Source organism: Bifidobacterium sp. W8112, assembly GCF_016101425.1.
Taxonomy (GTDB): Bacteria; Actinomycetota; Actinomycetes; order Actinomycetales; family Bifidobacteriaceae; genus Bombiscardovia; species Bombiscardovia apousia.
Window position 1 is genome coordinate 1 of record NZ_JACFQN010000003.1, and the last position, 16887, is coordinate 16887.

13 protein-coding genes, 2 tRNA genes and 1 pseudogene are annotated in these 16887 nt (G+C 61.8%); 15 read left to right on the forward strand and 1 reads right to left on the reverse strand.

Annotation, left to right across the window (positions count from 1 at the left end; translation table 11 throughout):
* Positions 1 to 237: 237 nt before the first annotated feature.
* A tRNA-Ala gene (locus H3T92_RS07090) sits at positions 238 to 310 on the reverse strand.
* 213 nt (positions 311 to 523) lie between these two features.
* Here H3T92_RS07090 and H3T92_RS07095 point away from each other — a divergent pair.
* The 15 genes and pseudogenes from H3T92_RS07095 to H3T92_RS07165 all read left to right on the forward strand — a co-directional run bounded on the left by H3T92_RS07095 (position 524) and on the right by H3T92_RS07165 (position 16800).
* A complete protein-coding gene (locus H3T92_RS07095; RefSeq protein ID WP_144085900.1) occupies positions 524 to 1549 on the forward strand; it encodes a D-2-hydroxyacid dehydrogenase in 1026 nt (341 codons plus the stop codon).
* Between the two features lie 5 nt (positions 1550 to 1554).
* Positions 1555 to 2370, forward strand: coding sequence for a DUF1287 domain-containing protein (locus H3T92_RS07100; RefSeq protein ID WP_029676252.1), 816 nt, complete (start codon positions 1555 to 1557; stop codon positions 2368 to 2370).
* A 106-nt stretch (positions 2371 to 2476) separates the two neighbouring features.
* On the forward strand, positions 2477 to 3427 hold the full coding sequence (locus H3T92_RS07105; protein ID WP_024627661.1) for a magnesium transporter CorA family protein: 951 nt from the start codon (positions 2477 to 2479) through the stop codon (positions 3425 to 3427).
* Positions 3428 to 3436: 9 nt separating this feature from the next.
* Positions 3437 to 4267, forward strand: coding sequence for a glutamate ABC transporter substrate-binding protein (locus H3T92_RS07110; RefSeq protein WP_198189699.1), 831 nt, complete (start codon positions 3437 to 3439; stop codon positions 4265 to 4267).
* A gap of 75 nt (positions 4268 to 4342) precedes the next feature.
* Entirely contained in the window at positions 4343 to 7312 is a 2970-nt protein-coding gene (leuS, locus tag H3T92_RS07115) for a leucine--tRNA ligase (protein ID WP_198189700.1), read from the forward strand.
* A 100-nt stretch (positions 7313 to 7412) separates the two neighbouring features.
* Positions 7413 to 8078 carry a ComEA family DNA-binding protein gene (locus tag H3T92_RS07120; protein ID WP_198189701.1) on the forward strand — a complete coding sequence of 222 codons (666 nt, stop codon included), beginning with the start codon at positions 7413 to 7415 and terminating at the stop codon, positions 8076 to 8078.
* A 440-nt stretch (positions 8079 to 8518) separates the two neighbouring features.
* On the forward strand, positions 8519 to 10036 hold the full coding sequence (locus tag H3T92_RS07125) for a ComEC/Rec2 family competence protein (protein ID WP_198189702.1): 1518 nt from the start codon (positions 8519 to 8521) through the stop codon (positions 10034 to 10036).
* Complete coding sequence (gene holA / locus H3T92_RS07130) at positions 10033 to 11010, forward strand: DNA polymerase III subunit delta (RefSeq protein WP_144085905.1); 978 nt, start codon at positions 10033 to 10035, stop codon at positions 11008 to 11010. The genes H3T92_RS07125 and holA overlap by 4 nt, the downstream gene beginning before the upstream one ends.
* The gene (tsaE, locus tag H3T92_RS07135; RefSeq protein WP_198189703.1) at positions 11007 to 11609 is read left to right on the forward strand and encodes a tRNA (adenosine(37)-N6)-threonylcarbamoyltransferase complex ATPase subunit type 1 TsaE; all 603 of its coding nucleotides are present in this window, start codon (positions 11007 to 11009) and stop codon (positions 11607 to 11609) included. The genes holA and tsaE overlap by 4 nt, the downstream gene beginning before the upstream one ends.
* Complete coding sequence (gene tsaB / locus H3T92_RS07140) at positions 11606 to 12394, forward strand: tRNA (adenosine(37)-N6)-threonylcarbamoyltransferase complex dimerization subunit type 1 TsaB (RefSeq protein ID WP_198189704.1); 789 nt, start codon at positions 11606 to 11608, stop codon at positions 12392 to 12394. Before tsaE ends, tsaB begins: the two co-directional genes overlap by 4 nt.
* Complete coding sequence (rimI, locus tag H3T92_RS07145; RefSeq protein WP_144085908.1) at positions 12391 to 12903, forward strand: ribosomal protein S18-alanine N-acetyltransferase; 513 nt, start codon at positions 12391 to 12393, stop codon at positions 12901 to 12903. Before tsaB ends, rimI begins: the two co-directional genes overlap by 4 nt.
* Complete coding sequence (gene tsaD, locus H3T92_RS07150) at positions 12896 to 13939, forward strand: tRNA (adenosine(37)-N6)-threonylcarbamoyltransferase complex transferase subunit TsaD (protein WP_144085909.1); 1044 nt, start codon at positions 12896 to 12898, stop codon at positions 13937 to 13939. Before rimI ends, tsaD begins: the two co-directional genes overlap by 8 nt.
* Positions 13940 to 14017: 78 nt before the next feature.
* A tRNA-Asn gene (locus tag H3T92_RS07155) sits at positions 14018 to 14090 on the forward strand.
* 316 nt (positions 14091 to 14406) lie between these two features.
* Positions 14407 to 15941, forward strand: a pseudogene (arfA, locus tag H3T92_RS07160) (arabinosylfuranosidase ArfA).
* Positions 15942 to 16134: 193 nt separating this feature from the next.
* Positions 16135 to 16800, forward strand: a complete 666-nt coding sequence (locus H3T92_RS07165) for a M23 family metallopeptidase (protein WP_144085910.1) — start codon at positions 16135 to 16137, stop codon at positions 16798 to 16800.
* Positions 16801 to 16887 lie beyond the last annotated feature (87 nt).

The window sequence follows — 16887 nt, forward strand, 5'->3', positions numbered from 1 at the left end:
AGCACCCAAACGGGAAACCAGACAGGAACAGGACGAGCCCGAACACTACGGCACCGCCATCAACTGGAACGAGTTCCACACACCATTCAGATACCCCAACACCACACTCTGACCAACACACAACCAAACCCACACACAGAACCTAAAACAACGCGTTTAGTTCCTATAGGCCCGATCTGGCGTTTGCAAGCCCAATGAATATAAAAAGATCCCGAGGTGACCTCGGGATCCTATCTGTGGAGCTAGGGGGATTCGAACCCCCGACCTTCTCCATGCCATGGAGACGCGCTACCAGCTGCGCCATAGCCCCGTGCTTGCCTTGCTTGGTGAAGCCTTGCTTATAGTACACCGGGATTGGCAAATGGAGCAACTCAGTGTGTTGCCCCGGAATTGCAGGGATTGTGAGCTAATTGATGGATTTTATCCTCGAATGGTCTTGAGTCATTCCTGAGCTTGCAAGTGCGCTAGCATGATGAACAAGGGGCGACCAAGGGGGTCGGCAGCAACGGAAAGGCGGCGGACCATGACCGGCAAAAACGATGCCGAAGTGCGGGTTGAAAAGCGGAACGAGAACCATCCTGGGGACCAGCTCATCATCAACTGTCTGCCCTTGGACCAGAGTGAACGACAGGAATTCCTCCAGGCGGCTCCAGGCGTTCGTCAGGAGTTCATTGTCGACACGGACATGCGGCAGAGCATGCATTGGCTCATCGATGTCCCTGAATCCCTCCGATCGGAGGCCACGATCATTTTGGGTAATCCGCCGGCCGAGCAGGTGGTTGCCTGCCGTAACCTGGTCTGGCTGCAGACCAGCAGCGCGGGTGTGGATGCCTACATGAAACCGGGGGTTCTGCCTCCGGGCGCCATGTTGACCAGTGCCTCAGGCGCTTACGGGCAGTCGGTCTCCGAGCACATGTTCGCCATGATGTGGGCTCTGATGAAGGACCTGCCGGCCTACCGGGACAATCAGCGTTTGGGCCGTTGGGAACCTCGCGGGCCCGTCCTTTCGCCGCATGGCTGCCAGGTCCTGGTTTTAGGCACAGGGGATATCGGAGCCTCCTTCGCTCGTCTGGCCAAGGCCGTAGGCGCTCGGACCATCGGCATCAGGCGCCATCCCGACCAGCCGGTGGAGGGGTTCGACCGTCTGGCTGGTTTTGACGATCTGGATGCCCTGCTGCCTGAGATGGATGTAGTGGCTCTGGCCCTGCCTTCAACGCCGCAGACCCGGCACATCATCGATGACCATCGTCTTGCATTGATGAAGTCCACCGCCGTGCTGATCAACGCGGGCAGGGGAGATGCCGTGGACTGCATGGCTCTGGCCCAAGCCCTGGATAAGGACGGCATTTTCGGTGCAGGGCTGGATGTGACTGAACCGGAGCCCCTGCCTGAAGACCACCCGCTCTGGAGGCAACCACGCTGCCTGCTCACCCCGCATGTGGCCGGGGGAGCCTACCTGCCCTCCAACATGGACAAGGTTCGGGAAATCTGCCTGGATAACCTTCATCGGTTCATGGATGGCAGGCCCCTGCGCAACCGGATGAGGTGACCGCTGTGTCTACAGAGCGAAACCGCGGCGGCCGCAGCCAGCGGCGGACAGTGGTTCTGCGGTGGGCGGCTGTCCTGCTGGCGCTTGCATTGATTGTGGCGGGCTCCTTGGCCCTGGCTGGCAGGCTGGTGGGCGTCGGGCCTGCTCGCCATTCAGACAATCAAAACTCCTCCGCAAACGGCCCCAGGACCGCTTCTCACGGCCCTCCTGGATATTCTCCAGAGCAGACCGCGGCCCATTCGCCTCTGACCTCGCCTGTAGACTACAACCATGACGGCGTGGATGACTACACGGCCATGGTGCGTGGAGCCCATCAGGAGGCCCGCCGCCATCCTCATTATGACAGCGGCTACTACCAGGGCGGCTATCCTCCCGATGACCGCGGCGCCTGCACCGACGAGATCTGGAGGGCCTTCCGGCAGGCCGGCTACGATCTGAAGACCATGGTCGATGCCGATATCGCCTCGTCTCCTGGGGCCTATGCCGGAGTGATCAACAGCCCGGATCCGAACATCGACTTCAGGCGGACCAACGTCCTCGGCGTATTCCTGTCCCGGCATGCCCAGCGTCTGACCAACGACACTGCGACCACCGACCAGTGGCAGCAGGGCGACATCGTCATCTTCGACACCTCCTGGCACATCGGCATGGCCTCCGATAGAAGGGACAGCCGTGGCATTCCCCTGCTTCTGCACAACATGGGCCAGCGCGACAGGGAGAACGACTACCTGGGCTCGCCAGGCCACCGTCCCATCACCGGGCATTTTCGCTTCGACGCCTCCAAAATCCAACCCGCCGTCCTGCGGCCATGGCGGGGATGACCGGGGACTACCCTGCGGAATTGAACACGGCGGTAACTGGTTGTCTGCTACTATCGGTTCGGCCAGAAACGTCGGCCAGGTTCGAGCACGAGAGGCGGTGATGGCGATGATGAGAGTATTCAGCACCATGAACGGGCAGATCGAGCAGATCGGCAAGGCTTCCAAGGGCTCATGGATATGCTTATCGGCGCCCACCGATGTCGAGCTGGCCAACGTCTCCCAGACCACCGGTATCGACCTGGCTGACCTGCGTGCCCCCCTGGACGATGAGGAGCGCTCGCGTGTGGACGTTGAGGACGAGTACACCATGGTCATCGTCGACATTCCCCGGGCTGAGGAACGCGACGGCCGGGACTACTACGAGACCATCCCTCTGTCCATCATCGTCACCGAGGATCTGATCGTCACCGTCTGCATGCAGGACACCGTCCTGCTTCATCCCTTTATGGAGGGCACCATCCGGGGTTTCAACACCTTCATGAAGTCCCGCTTCATCCTGCAGATCCTCTACCGCAACGCCACCCTCTACCTGCGCTACCTGCGCATCATCGACCGCGAGTCGGACCGGCTGGAGCTCAAGCTGCGCCACTCCATGCAGAACCGCGAAATTCTTATGCTGCTGGAGCTCAACAAGACCTTGGTCTACTTCGCCACCAGCCTCAAGTCCAACGAGATCGTCCTGGAGAAGCTGACCGGGCTGGAGCGGATCAAGCGCTACCCGGACGACGAGGACCTTCTGGGCGACGTGATCACGGAGAACAAGCAGGCCATTGAGATGGCCAACATCTACTCAAGCGTGCTTTCGAACATGACTGATGCCTTCGCTTCCATCGTCTCCAACAACGTCAACAATGTGATGAGGATCTTCACCATCATCTCCATCAGCCTGTCGGTGCCCACGCTGATCTTCTCCATGTACGGCATGAACTTCAACCAGGGCATGTTCGGCATGCCCTTCACCGACAAGCCCTGGGGCTTCGCGGTCGTGGTGATTCTGTCAGGTCTGGTGACCGCCCTGGTGACCTGGTTCCTGACGCGCTCGAGAATGTTCAAGTAGGGGCTGATCATGTTTGCACGCAGGATTGCGGCGGCTCTGGCGGCGCTGGTTCTGGCGGTGCCCCTGAGCGGGTGCGGCCGCCAGGAGGATCGCTACCGGGCCGGCTCCATCGGGCCCAAGATCAGCGTGGGCATCTCCTTCGACCAGCCCGGGCTTGGATTCGCTCAGTCCGGCCAGTACCGGGGTCTGGATGTGGATGTGGCCCAGTACGTGGTCCACGAGCTGGGATACGCCGAGTCGCAGATCGTCTTCCGCCAGGTGAAGCCTGCAGACCGCGAGCGCATGCTCGAACAGGGCCAGGTGGACATGGTCGTGGCCGGCTACTCCATCACCCAGGAGCGGCAGAAGCTGGTGGATTTCGCCGGACCCTACCTGGCTGCAGGGCAGGACCTGCTGGTTCGTCGAACCCAGAATGACATCGCCGGGGTGGAGGATCTGGCCCAGAAGCGGGTCTGCGTGGCAGCGGGCTCCACCTCCGGGGCTCTAGTGCGCTCGCTGGCTCCGCAAGCCCGGGTCCAGGAGCGGGAGGAGTTTCCTGAGTGCGTCACGGCTCTGCTCAGCGGGGACACGGATGCTGCCAGCGGCGACGATTTTGCCCTGGCTGGACTGGCTCATGTTCGTGGCGGTGGCCAGCTGCGTCTGGTCGGCAACCCCTTCTCCAATGAACATTACGGCATCGGCGTGCCCCACGGGGATCCGGAGCTGGTGGACGTCATTGACCAGGCCCTGAAGAGGATGATGCGGGACGGGTCCTTCAAGGTCGCCCTGGGCCGGGCCTCCAGGTCCATCGGCTACTCCATTGATGCCGCCGCCCGCACCCTGCGGCCCGGCGATCGCTGAGCACGGCTTCCGCCAAGGCGACGGATGCTGGACACTGGCTCGGCCGTGTCCATGTGAATGGCGATAATTCACCATATGAACGCGAATGAAGACAGGGATCATCAGCAGACCCAGGAATCCGATCAGCCCAAGTTCCGCTACGATGCCGCCATGGCGCAGACCATTGAGGAGCACTGGCAGAAGCGCTGGGACAAGGAGGGCACCTTCTGGGCAGCCAACACCAAGGGTGATTTGACCGATGCCCAGGGCAATCATGCTGGGGGCCGCAGTCCCTACTTCGTCATCGACATGTTTCCCTATCCTTCGGGCAAGGGCCTGCATGTGGGCCACCCCCTGGGCTACATCGCCACCGATGTCGTCAGCCGTTACCATCGGATGAAGGGCGAGAACGTCCTGCACGCCATGGGCTACGATGCCTTCGGCCTGCCCGCCGAGCAGTATGCGGTCCAGACCGGCCAGCACCCCAGGGTCACCACCGAGCAGAACATCGCCAACATGCGCTGGCAGCTGCACCGGCTGGGGCTCAGCTTCGACGACCGCCGCTCCTTCGCCACCATCGATACGGACTACGTGCGCTGGACCCAGTGGATCTTCTCGCGCATCTACGAGTCCTGGTACGACCCCGACTACCGCCGTGCCGACGGGGGGACGGGCTCGGCCAGGCCTATCAGCGAACTGGTCGAAGCCTTCAAGGCCGGCAGCAAGGCCATCCCTGGCCATCCCGACGCCTCCTGGGAGGACCTGGATGAGACCGAGCGCTCCGAGGTGCTCAACGACTTCCGTCTGGCCTACATCTCGCGCTCGCCGGTCAACTGGTGCCCCGGGCTGGGCACGGTCCTGGCCAACGAGGAGGTGACCGCCGAGGGGCGGTCCGAGCGGGGCAACTACCCGGTCTACCAGCGTGAGCTCAAGCAGTGGTCCATGCGCATCACCGCCTACGGCCACCGGCTTCTGGAGGACCTGGACATTCTGGACTGGCCCGAAAAGGTCAAGCTCATGCAGCGCAACTGGATCGGGGAGTCGCACGGAGCCTCGGTGGATTTCACCGTGCCCAGCCCCGACGGGAACCAGACCATGGAGGTCTACACCACCCGTCCCGACACGCTTTTCGGCGCCACCTTCGCCGTGGTTTCGCCCGAGCACGACCTGCTGCAGCATCTGCCACAGGAGTGGCCTGAGGATGTGCCTGAACAGTGGAAGGGCGGCTATGCCAATCCTGCGGAGGGCGTGCAGGCCTATCGCAGGGCCGCCGAGGCCAAGACCGCCAAGGATCGCGTAGACGAAGGCGGAGCCAAGACCGGCCTGTTTACCGGACTGTACGCTCTCAACCCCATCACGGGGGCCAAGCTGCCCATTTTCACCGCCGACTACGTGCTGATGGACTATGGCACTGGAGCCATCATGGCTGTGCCAGGCGGCGATCAGCGCGATTACGACTTCGCCGTCAAGTATGGCCTGCCCGTCGTCTATACGGTCAGCCCGCTGCCTGAATCCGGACAGACCCTGGACGACTATCGGGGCAAGGCCCCCTTCGTTTCCCACGATGGCATTGTGGTCAACTCCTCAGTCCAGGCCACCCAGGCCGCTGGCGACCCGCTCAGCCTGGACGGTATGCGGGTTGACCAGGCCATTGAGAAGGTCACTGAATGGCTGGAGTCGGCAGGAGTCGGTCATGGGACGGTCTCCTACCGGCTGCGCGACTGGCTATTCTCTCGTCAGCGCTACTGGGGCGAGCCCTTCCCGGTGGTCTATGACGACCAGGGCCTGCCCCACCTGCTGCCCGACGACCAGCTGCCGGTGGCCCTGCCGGATGTGCCCGACTACTCGCCCAAGACCTTCGACCCCGAGGATGCCCAGTCCAGCCCGGAGGCCCCGCTGAGCCGCAACCAGGACTGGGTGAACGTGACCCTGGACCTGGGCGACGGACCCAAGGTCTACCACAGGGACACCAACACCATGCCCAACTGGGCCGGCTCCTGCTGGTACTACATGCGCTACATCGACCCCAAGGACGACCGGCATATGGTCGATCCGGAGGAATACGACTACTGGCTGGGGCCCAAGCACAACGCTACGGCCGGGGAGTCAGGCGGTGTCGATCTCTATGTGGGTGGCGTGGAGCACGCGGTCCTGCACCTGCTCTATGCCCGCTTCTGGCACAAGGTCCTCTACGATCTGGGGTACGTCTCGTCCAAGGAGCCCTTCCACAAGCTTTTCAACCAGGGGATGATCCAGGCCTACGCCTACACGGACCAGCGCGGCCAGTACGTGCCCGCCGCCGAGGTGGAGGAGCATGAGGAGGGCGGCAAGGTCAGCTACACCTGGCAGGGGCAGCCGGTCAACCGCGAGTTCGGCAAGATGGGCAAGAGCCTCAAGAACATCATCACTCCGGACGACATGTACCGTACCTATGGGGCCGACACCTTCCGCCTCTACGAGATGAGCATGGGACCCCTGGACGAGTCGAGGCCTTGGAACACGCGCAACGTGGTGGGCGGCATGCGCTTCCTGCAGCGGCTCTGGCGCAATGTGGTGAACGAGCAGACCGGCGAGGTGGTTCTGGATGAGGGCGAGCCCGACCAGAAGACCCTGAAGCTGCTCAACACCACCATCCACGACGTGACTGTGGAGATGGAGGCCATGCGGCCCAACACAGCCATCGCCAGGATGATCGTGCTCAACAACCATCTGACCGGGCTGAATCCGACGCCTAGGGCAGCCATCGAGCCACTGGTGCTCATGCTTTCGCCCATCGCCCCCCACATCTGCGAAGAGCTGTGGAGCCGTCTGGGTCACGAGGAATCCCTGGCGCATGCCCAGTGGCCGACCTGGGATGATCGCTATCTTGGCGAGGACACGATCACTGCCGTGGTCCAGATCAAGGGCAAGGTCCGCGGCAAGTTGCAGGTCAGCCCCGACATCGCGCCTGACCAGCTCAAGGCCATGGCCCTGGCGCTGCCTGCCGTTCAGGAGCGGCTGGGTGGCAAGGAGCCTCGCAAGGTCATCGTCAAGGCGCCCAAGATCGTTTCGGTCGTGCCAGCCTGACCCTGCACTGCCCGCAGCCAGGCTGTGGACAGGCGATGACCTTCGACCACATAGCCCCTCGACCTCATATCGGGGGGCTTTTTCATGCCAGGCTGGGCCCATGAGCATCAACATCACCCAGCCGCCGGCGCCGCCCCTGCAGGCTCTGGCCCTGAATCAGTCAAGTCGGTCGGAGCGATCGGCTGAAGACATGGCCGAATCACAGATTCGACGTGATCGACCCGTCTGGTCGTTTACGCCGCTTCAGGCCTTGACAGCCATTCTTGTTCTGGTGGTTGCCCTTGCGGTCAGCCTGACCCTGCTGGCCCAGCAGGAACGGGCGCTGGCTGCAGGAGCAGCAGTCGACGGATCCGGGGGCATGTCATCGACTCCGGCAAACGGCGATGCCCACAGTGCTGCACACCGCAGCAAACATGCGTCTGGAAGCGATCGTAGCCGGAACACCCATGGCGACGAAGGCAGCGAACATACCAATGCAGCATCAGATTCCGCTCACGATGGCGAAAGGGCAGGCAATGCCTCTGCTGCTCCGATCTCCGATGCATCCGCGGGAATAGCGGATCAGACCGGACGCGTGAATCTCAATAGCGCCAGCCAAGCGGATCTGGAGAACGTCAAGGGGATTGGACCGGTCACGGCAACAAAAATACTGGAGCATCGGCGTGCTATCGGCGGTCGCTACGCCTCGGTCGATCAGCTGCTGGATGTCCCCGGCATCGGTGCCAAGACCCTGGCCCGATTACGCCCATATCTGGTGGCGCAATGATGGCCGGCCGGGCAAGAGATCGTCCTGCTGCTGATCGGGCAAACGGCAATCGCAATCTTCGTATGCTCCCCGCTGCTTGTCTGGCCTGGGCGGTTGCCCTGCTTGTCCCGTGGCTTCTGGACCGGAGCATGGGCGGATCCGTAGCCGGGTCAGCCAAAAGCGGCGGCTGGTCCAAGACGGCAGGGGAGTCCAGAGGTGGCATAGCTGGTGGGGGCACGGGCATGTCGGTCTGGTTGATGCCGCTTGTCTTGGCGCTTCCATTACTCATAGCTATGGTCCTGCTTGCCTTCAAACTCGTTTGCTTGGTCGCTACAGAGGTATTGCGTCGGCCCCATGGCTCATGCCGGCGGATCCGGCTGCACCAAGTTTGTCAGTCTCCGTGTATTCCCACCTGGCCGACCTTGGTGTCCACGTGGCTTGGTCCCCGGAGGCTGCCGACATTGGCTGTCTTGGCTGCGGTGGCTCTGACTGCATCATTGGCCGCCGCAGTCGGTCATGAGTCAGCGCGCAGCGGGCCGGCAGCCCGGCAGATACGTCAGGGCAAAGCGCTGGCCGAGATTCGTGGCCGGGCTGTGGGCCCTATGAGTGCATCCTCCCGGCGGGGCTGGGACTGTCAGGCGGAGATCCGACTGCAATGGGTGACTGTGGCCGGAGTGCGCATGCCTTCCGATGAGCGCATCATGTTCTTCGCCCGCAGCCGGTCATGCCTGCTGCAACAGGGAGGGCAGTATCGTGCGAGAGGCCTGTTGGAGCCCCCTGCTTACGGCCGTCCTATTCCCTGGTTGGCTGCGGAAGACGGCACGAAACAAGTCGAGCCGCCAGGCCCTTGTAGACGGTTGATCGCCCGTATGCAAAGGGCCTTTCTCGAACAGACCAACAGCCTGGACGATCAGGGACGGATCCTGGTGCCGGGTTTGACCATGGGCATCCTGGGCAACCAGGCCCTGCCTGGGTCAGATGGCTCCCTGGGCAGACCGGCAGTGGAGCCCGCCTATGCAACCCGTCTGACCCAGGACTTCCGGGCATCGGGCATCCTGCACCTGATGGCTGTCTCCGGCGGGCACTTCATGATCCTGGCCTCGCTGCTGGTGAGGATCATGCGAGCCCTGCGCTCGCCGCCCTTGCTGATGGCCTTGGTTCTGTCTGCCGCCTATCTGGGTTTGGGCATGCTGATGGTCCCCGGGGATTCAGTCTTGCGCGCTCAGACCATGGGTCTTCTTTCGGCATGGGCTCTGGCTGCCTGCCGGCCTGCCCAGTCATTGAACACGCTGTCCTGGTGTGTCCTGCTGATCCTGATCCTGCGGCCTTCCATGGCTGCCAGCTTCGGCTTCGCACTTTCCTGCGGAGCCGTGCTGGGCATCGGCCTGGGCAACCGGCGGTTGGCGGCCCTCCTTGAAGATCATCTTCCGGCATTTCTGGCACGTCCATTGGCCACGACCCTGTGCGCCCAGGCCGGGACGCTGCCCGTGCAGATGCTGATGAGTCCTGGGTTGCCTCTCCTGGCTCCACTGGCCAACCTGCTGGTCACTCCTGTGGTCGACGCTGCCACAGTGACCGGTCTGCTGGCACTGCTCACCTCCTGGCTCTGGCCTCCAGTGGGTCTGTTGCTGGCCCGACTGACCTCCCTGGGTACGGGAGTCATGGCTTTTGCCGCCACCTGGCTGGGCGAAGCAGCTGCTCCGGCGGCCTGGCCACCGGGGCCGGTCGGCAGCGCCTGCCTGGTCGGTCTGGGTCTCATGGCCCTGATCGATCATCGGCTGATTCGATTCATCCGTGCCCGGGGGCGGGTTCATTCATGGCCGGCTACGGCAGCGGCGAATTCAGGGGTTCCCTTCCGGCCGTCGGCTTGGGTGTCCATCAAGGGCTGGCTACGGCAGACCTATGGCCTTCTTGCCCAGATGGTCTTCAAAAAAAGACCGAGGGTAATGTCCAGCGATGAAGGGAGATTTGAGTCATGACCAAAGCTCAGCAGGAGAACCCTTCCGTCCATCTGGTGGTCGGCGGCGATCCCTTCCTCAACGCTCAGCGTTTCAAGGAGCTGTGCGCGCAGGCATGCGCCGCCCATCCGGACAGCGAATACATCGAGCTGGACGCGGCCGACTGCGACGCTTACGCCTTTCAGGAAGCGGTCGGACCCTCCCTGCTCAGTCAGACGGCTGTGGTTTGTCTGGATGATCTGCAGGCGGCTGATGAAGCCCTGAGCCAGGCCTTGATCGATTTCTGCCGTGAGACCGCAGGAGCCGAATCCAGCATCGTCATCGCACGTCATGACGGGGGCAACCGGGGTCGCAGGCTTCTGGACCAAATGGCGCGAGCCGGAGCGGTCACGGAGCGGATGCCGGATCTGAAGAAGTTCGACGACAAGGTCGACTTCGTTTATGGGCGTTTCAAAGCCCATCAGCGCCGCATCCAGCCACGGGCGGCCCAGCGTCTGGTGGACGTCCTGGGCGAGCGCACTCCGGAACTGGCTGCCATGTGCTCCCAGCTCTGCTTCGATTTTGACCAGGATCCCATGACCTTGGAGATCGTCAACGATTATCTGACCGATAACCCGGCTGTATCCGGATTCGCTGTGGCGGACAGGGCCCTTGCCGGCAGGCCGGCCCAAGCCGTCGTCGCTCTGCGTACCGCCCTGGAGCAGGGCAACGAACCAGTCTCTCTAATTGGCGTACTGGCCTTGAAGCTGCGGACGCTTGGCAAGGAGGCGGCCATCGAGTCGGGATCCATTACCACAGCCGAGGCCAAGGCCGCTTACTGGCAGTTGCGGGAGGCCAAGAGACAGCTGCATGGATGGACCTCCTCCGGCCTGGCGGCCTGCATCGAGGCCTTGGCCCAAGCTGATGAGATCAGCAAGACCAGCAGCGGCGACGCCCGATATGCGCTGGAACGGGCAGTCGAGCTGATCGCCGCCAAGGGAAGGATACGGGCATGAGCTTGCAGGACAGTGCCGGGCAACAGGACGGATTTGAACTGGCTGTGCCCACAGGCGAGGACATGCAAGGCCTGGGCAGAAACCTGGCCTCGTGTCTGCAAGGCGGGGACGTGATCCTCCTGTCCGGGCCTCTGGGAGCGGGCAAGACCACGCTGGCCCAGGGACTGGGCGACGGACTCGGAGTGGACGGCCCTGTGGTCTCGCCCACGTTCACCATCGCAAGAGAACTGCATGGCCACCTGTTCAATGGCTCGCCGGTTACCCTGATCCACGTGGATGCCTACCGGCTGGGCGGACAGGGCTATCTTCCTGGCGAGGATGCCGTGGATCGGCTCCTGGACGAGCTGGAGTCCCTTGGTCTGGATGAGGAATTGGAAGACCCGGGCCAAAGGACCATCATTCTGATGGAATGGGGCGAGCAGATGGCCTCTGCCCTGGCCGATCAACGTCTGGAAGTGACCATCGACCGGCACGTGGATCCCCGGGAAGATCCTGAGGCGCCACCCAGCTCCCAGGGTCAGCGTATGGTACGTCTGCGTGGAGTGGGTCCGTCATGGGCCAAGAGAATGGATCAGCTGAGAAAGGCGATGACGGCATGAGCGGGACCGATACGTCCCTTTTGGTGATCGATACCTCCTATGGCTCGACTGTGGGGCTGCCAGGGCGTGAGCCGTGCATCGAGACCGACTCGCGCTCGCACGTAGAACGCCTCCAGGTCAATATCGCCAAGGTCATGGATCAGGCTGGGCTGTCTGCAGACGATCTGCGGACCATCGTGGTGGGACTGGGGCCTGCGCCTTTCACCGGTCTGCGGGCAGGCATCGTCACCGCCAAAGCCCTGGCGTTTGCCACGGGTGCCCGTCTGCTGGGACAGGACATCCTGGAGCCGCAGGCCCGCTATGCCTACAGCAGGTTCAAACGGCAGGGCCAAGACCATGCACGGCTTCTGGTCCTGGCTGTCAACGATGCTCGGCGGCGGCAGCTCTACTACCGTCTCTTTGACGACTTCGGTGGCGCCGAGGCTCCGGCCCGGCCGCTGACCGAAATGGGCATCGACTATCCGGCGGCTATCGGTGAGAAGATCGCGGCCATCGCGGAAGAGCGGGAGTCGGTGGATCAGGGTCCTGTCGCTCTGGTCATTAGCGGCCATGGAGCCGGCCGCTATGCCGACCAGTGGGAGCGTCTGGATCAGCATTCCGATATACGGGTGATGCTGGACGAAGGATCCTTCCTGGAGGATCGGACACGGGGGACAGGCCTGATGGCTGCTTGCGCTAGCATACGTGCCCAGCATGGGCTGATCGACCCGGTGGAGCCCCTGTATCTTCGCCGTCCGGACGTCTCGGTGCCCAATCCGCTTAAGCATGTGGCAGTCCAATCATGATTCGCGGGGCGGTCTTGGAGGACCTGGACCGGTTGGTCGATCTGGAGTCGCGCGTCTTCGGCGACCAGGCCTGGAGCCAGCAGGAGCTGCGGTTCGAGTTGGCTGCGCCTTCACGCACCTACCTGGTATGGGAAGACCAGGGTGCCATACTGGGCTACGGAGGCTATTGGTCAGGCGAAAGGGATGCCGAGCTGATGACCCTCGGGGTGCTGCCGGAAGCCCGGCATCGCGGCATTGCAGGATCTCTGCTGGCCAGGATAATTACCGGAGCCGATCGCAAGGGTCTGCAACGCATGAACCTGAAGGTCCGCGTAGACAACCCTGCGGCCATTGACCTCTACAAGGACTTCGGCTTCTCACAGACGGGTCTATGCAAGGGCTACTATCAGCCTGAGGATGTTGACGCCTGGGCTATGACCAGACCTTTAAGCTCGGTTGGACCGGGTCCGGTGGGTTTTGTCAGCAACAAGCTTTCGGAGGGACAGGAAAGGATCATTGATCATGAGTGAGCCCCTGGTGCTGGGTATCGAATCCACCTGCGACGAGACCGCTGCCGCCCTGGTCCAGGGCAACCGGCTGCTGTCCAACGTGGTCGCATCCTCCATGAACGAGCACGCCCGCTACGGCGGCGTCATACCCGAGATCGCCTCGCGGGCACACGCTGAGTCCTTTGTGCCGGTCGTCTCCAAGGCCCTGAAGGATGCGGATATGGACCTGTCCCAAGTGGATGCCATAGCGGTCTCGGCTGGTCCTGGACTGGCTGGATGCCTGGCTGTAGGCGTTTCCGGTGCCAAGGCGCTGGCTTGGGCGGCGAAAAAGCCCTTGTATGGCATCAACCACGTCATAGGACACATAGCGGTCACCCAGCTCCAATTCGGCCCTTTCCCTCAGAATGCCCTGGCTCTGATCGTCTCCGGCGGCCACACCTCACTGCTGCATGTGGATGATCTGGCGCGATCGGTCCAAGTGGTGGGCACCACCCTGGACGACGCGGCAGGGGAGTGCTTCGACAAGATCGCCCGTCTGCTCGGCTTCCCCTATCCGGGCGGCCCCCACATCGACCGCCACGCCCGTCTGGGCGATCCTCATGCCATCGCCGTGCCCCAGGGGCTGACCAAGGGCCGGGCCGGAGCCGAGCATCCCTATGACTTCAGCTTCTCCGGAGTCAAGACGGCCGTGGCTCGATGGGTCGAACGCAGACAGCAGGCCGGGCTCGACATTCCCGTGGATGATGTCTGTGCCTCCCTGGCTGGTTCCGTGGCCACCGTTCTATCCCGCAAGGCCATGGCCGCCTGTCACAGGTTCGATACGGATACCCTGATTGTCGGCGGCGGGTTCTCAGCCAACTCGCAGCTGCGCGGCAAGCTCCAGGAGTTCGGCGACCAGGAGGGCGTCAAGGTCCGCATTCCGAAGATCAATCTGTGCACGGACAACGGCGCCATGGTGGCCATGCTGGGCGTCAACCTGGTCCAGGCCGGACTGCCCCCCTCTGCTCCTGACTTCTCCATCGATTCGGCCATGCCCATGGACAGGATTCTCATGTGATCGACACGCCAAGTTGTCGTATACGAGAGTCCTGACTATAGTATGGTAATTGTGTTCAGCGAGAGTTGAACGGGACATTCCCGCATAGCTCAGTTGGCAGAGCGTTCGACTGTTAATCGAAATGTCGCTGGTTCAAGCCCAGCTGCGGGAGCTCTCAGCCGCCGGTTCTCCGGCGGTTTTTTTTTTATTTGTATTGTGCGATCAATACAACGAATGCAAGACCCATTGCCCCAAGCGCTCTTGGTTGCTGTATGTACAGATATCAGAATGATCATTTGATTGAATTGCTGTTCAAAATGAATGATTAGGCAGCCGTTCGTCCGACACGGGGCTGTCCCTTTTCGAGATTGCGCAAAGCTGTAGCTGAGTGCTTTGCAGAATACACAACGTTGTACCATTCAGATGATCCATAGTTCCAACATGGACGAGAAGTATGGACGACAAAGTCAGAACGAGGGAGTCAGACAGTGACGCAAGGGCAGCAAACTCGCAGGAGCAGGGCACAGTTCAATGTGGATGAGGAGCAGGAGTCCACGTCCATTGACGATCGACTCTTCGGATCTTTCGTGGAACACTTGGGCCGGGGCATCTATTCGGGCATCTATGAGCCGGGGCATCCGACAGCAGACGAGCAGGGTTTTCGCGGTGACGTCATGAATTTGGTCAAGGAATTGGGCGTGACCACCATCCGATACCCGGGCGGCAACTTCGTCTCAGGCTATCGCTGGGAAGATGGGGTGGGTCCGCGCGAAAGCCTCCTCGTCGTCTCGACTTGGCCTGGCACTCCAGCGAAAACAACGAGTTCGGCCTGCATGAGATGAGCGATTGGCTGGACAAGCTGGGTGGCAACGAGCTCATGGAAGCCGTCAACCTAGGCACCAGGGGCATGCAGGAGGCCTTGGACCTGCTCGAATACTGCAATGTGCCATCTGGTACCGAGTTGTCGGAACGGCGGCGTGCCAACGGCCATGATCGTCCCTTCGACATCAGGATGTGGTGCCTGGGCAACGAAATGGACGGCGACTGGCAGATCGGCCACAAGAGTGCACAGGAATACGCCGATCTGGCCAACCGGACGGCTGTGGCCATGCGGATGATCGATCCGGGCTTGGATTTGGTCGTATGCGGATCTTCTTCGCACACCATGCCCACTTTCGGCCTCTGGGAGCGTACCGTCCTGGAGCGCTGCTTCGAAAATGTGAACTTCCTCTCATGCCATGCCTATTACGCGCCCAAGGATGGAGACATGGGCAGCTTTCTGGCTTCCGGTGTGGACATGGACAGTTTCATCACTGATGTGGCGGCCATCATCGCCGCCTCGCGTGCCCGGCTGGGCAGTGATCATCAGGTTTTCATCTCCTTCGATGAGTGGAATGTCTGGTACCAGGATGAAAGGGCCAGCAAATCGCCCGAAGGCATCGGCAATTGGCCTCTAGGCGCGCCGCTCTTGGAGGATGTCTATTCGGTGGCAGATGCCGTGGTGGTGGGTGACCTGCTGATCACTTTGCTCAGGCATGCTGACGTCGTTCATGCGGCCAGCCTGGCCCAGCTGGTCAACGTCATTGCCCCCATCATGACCGAGCCCGGCGGCCCGGCCTGGAGGCAGACCATTTTCTATCCCTTCGCCCTGACTGCCCGTTATGCGCGGGGTGCCCGTGTACTCAAGAGCGTGCAAAGCGGCGACACCTATGAGACCTCTCGCTATGGTCAGGTGCCCATGACTGATTCTGTGGCCGTTAGAGGTGCCGACGGTTCCCTAAGCATATTTGCGGTCAACCGTAGTCTTGAGCGTGCCGTTGATTTTAGCATCGTGCTGCCTGAACAGGATCGACATCGGAAGGTGGCGGTCAGCACCCTGCACGAAGATGACCCGTCGGCTCGCAACACCCTTGAACATCAGGAACAGGTCGTCATGCACGCCAGACAAGACTTCAAGATGGAAGAAAATGTCATCAACCTTCAACTGCCTCCCATCTCTTGGACGCTCATTCATTTGGCTTAGAGGGCAAGAAGGCATCTTGGCTGGGAATCCTTTCGAGGACTCTCGAGTAGCGTGTTTTGACGATCCATCTGAGTGTGGACGACTCCATATTCGACCACATGCCTCCTATTAGTCGGCAAGGCTTTGGCATTAAGTCCATCATGATGGTGGACGCCCAATCGGGCATCCGTGATGACGGAATGAAGGTGCGATTATGGCCTGTGCGCGTGACCATAAGAAGAAGGGTATCCAGAGGGTTACCGGCCGGATGCCTGACATGCCTTCCGGCTGTCGGCCTCCCTGGTTCCCCAGGACCCTGCTGGCATTGACGCTGGCCTTGGTTCTGTCGGCCGCGGGACCTACGGCAACCGTCGCGGCTCAGCCTGCGCCGACCCTGCCTTCGGCTGCAGCTCCGGCGCAGAATGATCGAGTTACCTCATCGACCTCTGCCTGCCGCCGGGGCTGGCTGTGGCCCCTTGAACCTTTGTCTGGCGACAAGGCTGTTCCGCAGGTTATGCGTCCCTTCGATCCTCCGGATCATCCGTGGCTGAGCGGTCATCGCGGGATCGATCTGGCAGTGCAACAAGGCAGGCCCATCCGGGCCCCAGCAGACGGTGTCATCACGTTTGCCGGTTCTGTAGCAGGCAAGGACGTGGTCTCCATTCGTCACGGCAAACTGACCTCCACCTATGAGCCAGCCAAGAGCTCTTTGCCGGCGGGAACCCGGCTGCAGGCAGGCGCAGTCTGGGGAAAAGTAGACGGGGTGTCTGACCACTGTGATCAGGATTGCCTGCACTGGGGGCTGAAAGATGGTCATAATCACTATCTGGATCCAGGCGCTAAAGTCGGACGGCATCGCATTCGTCTCAAGCCTCTCTAGGAGTGCGGGGGTCCGTTTGCAAGACTCGCGCGTCTGCAGGCCGGGTATATCGCCGGCCCGGGGGAGCGGTTAGAATCGTAAAGCATA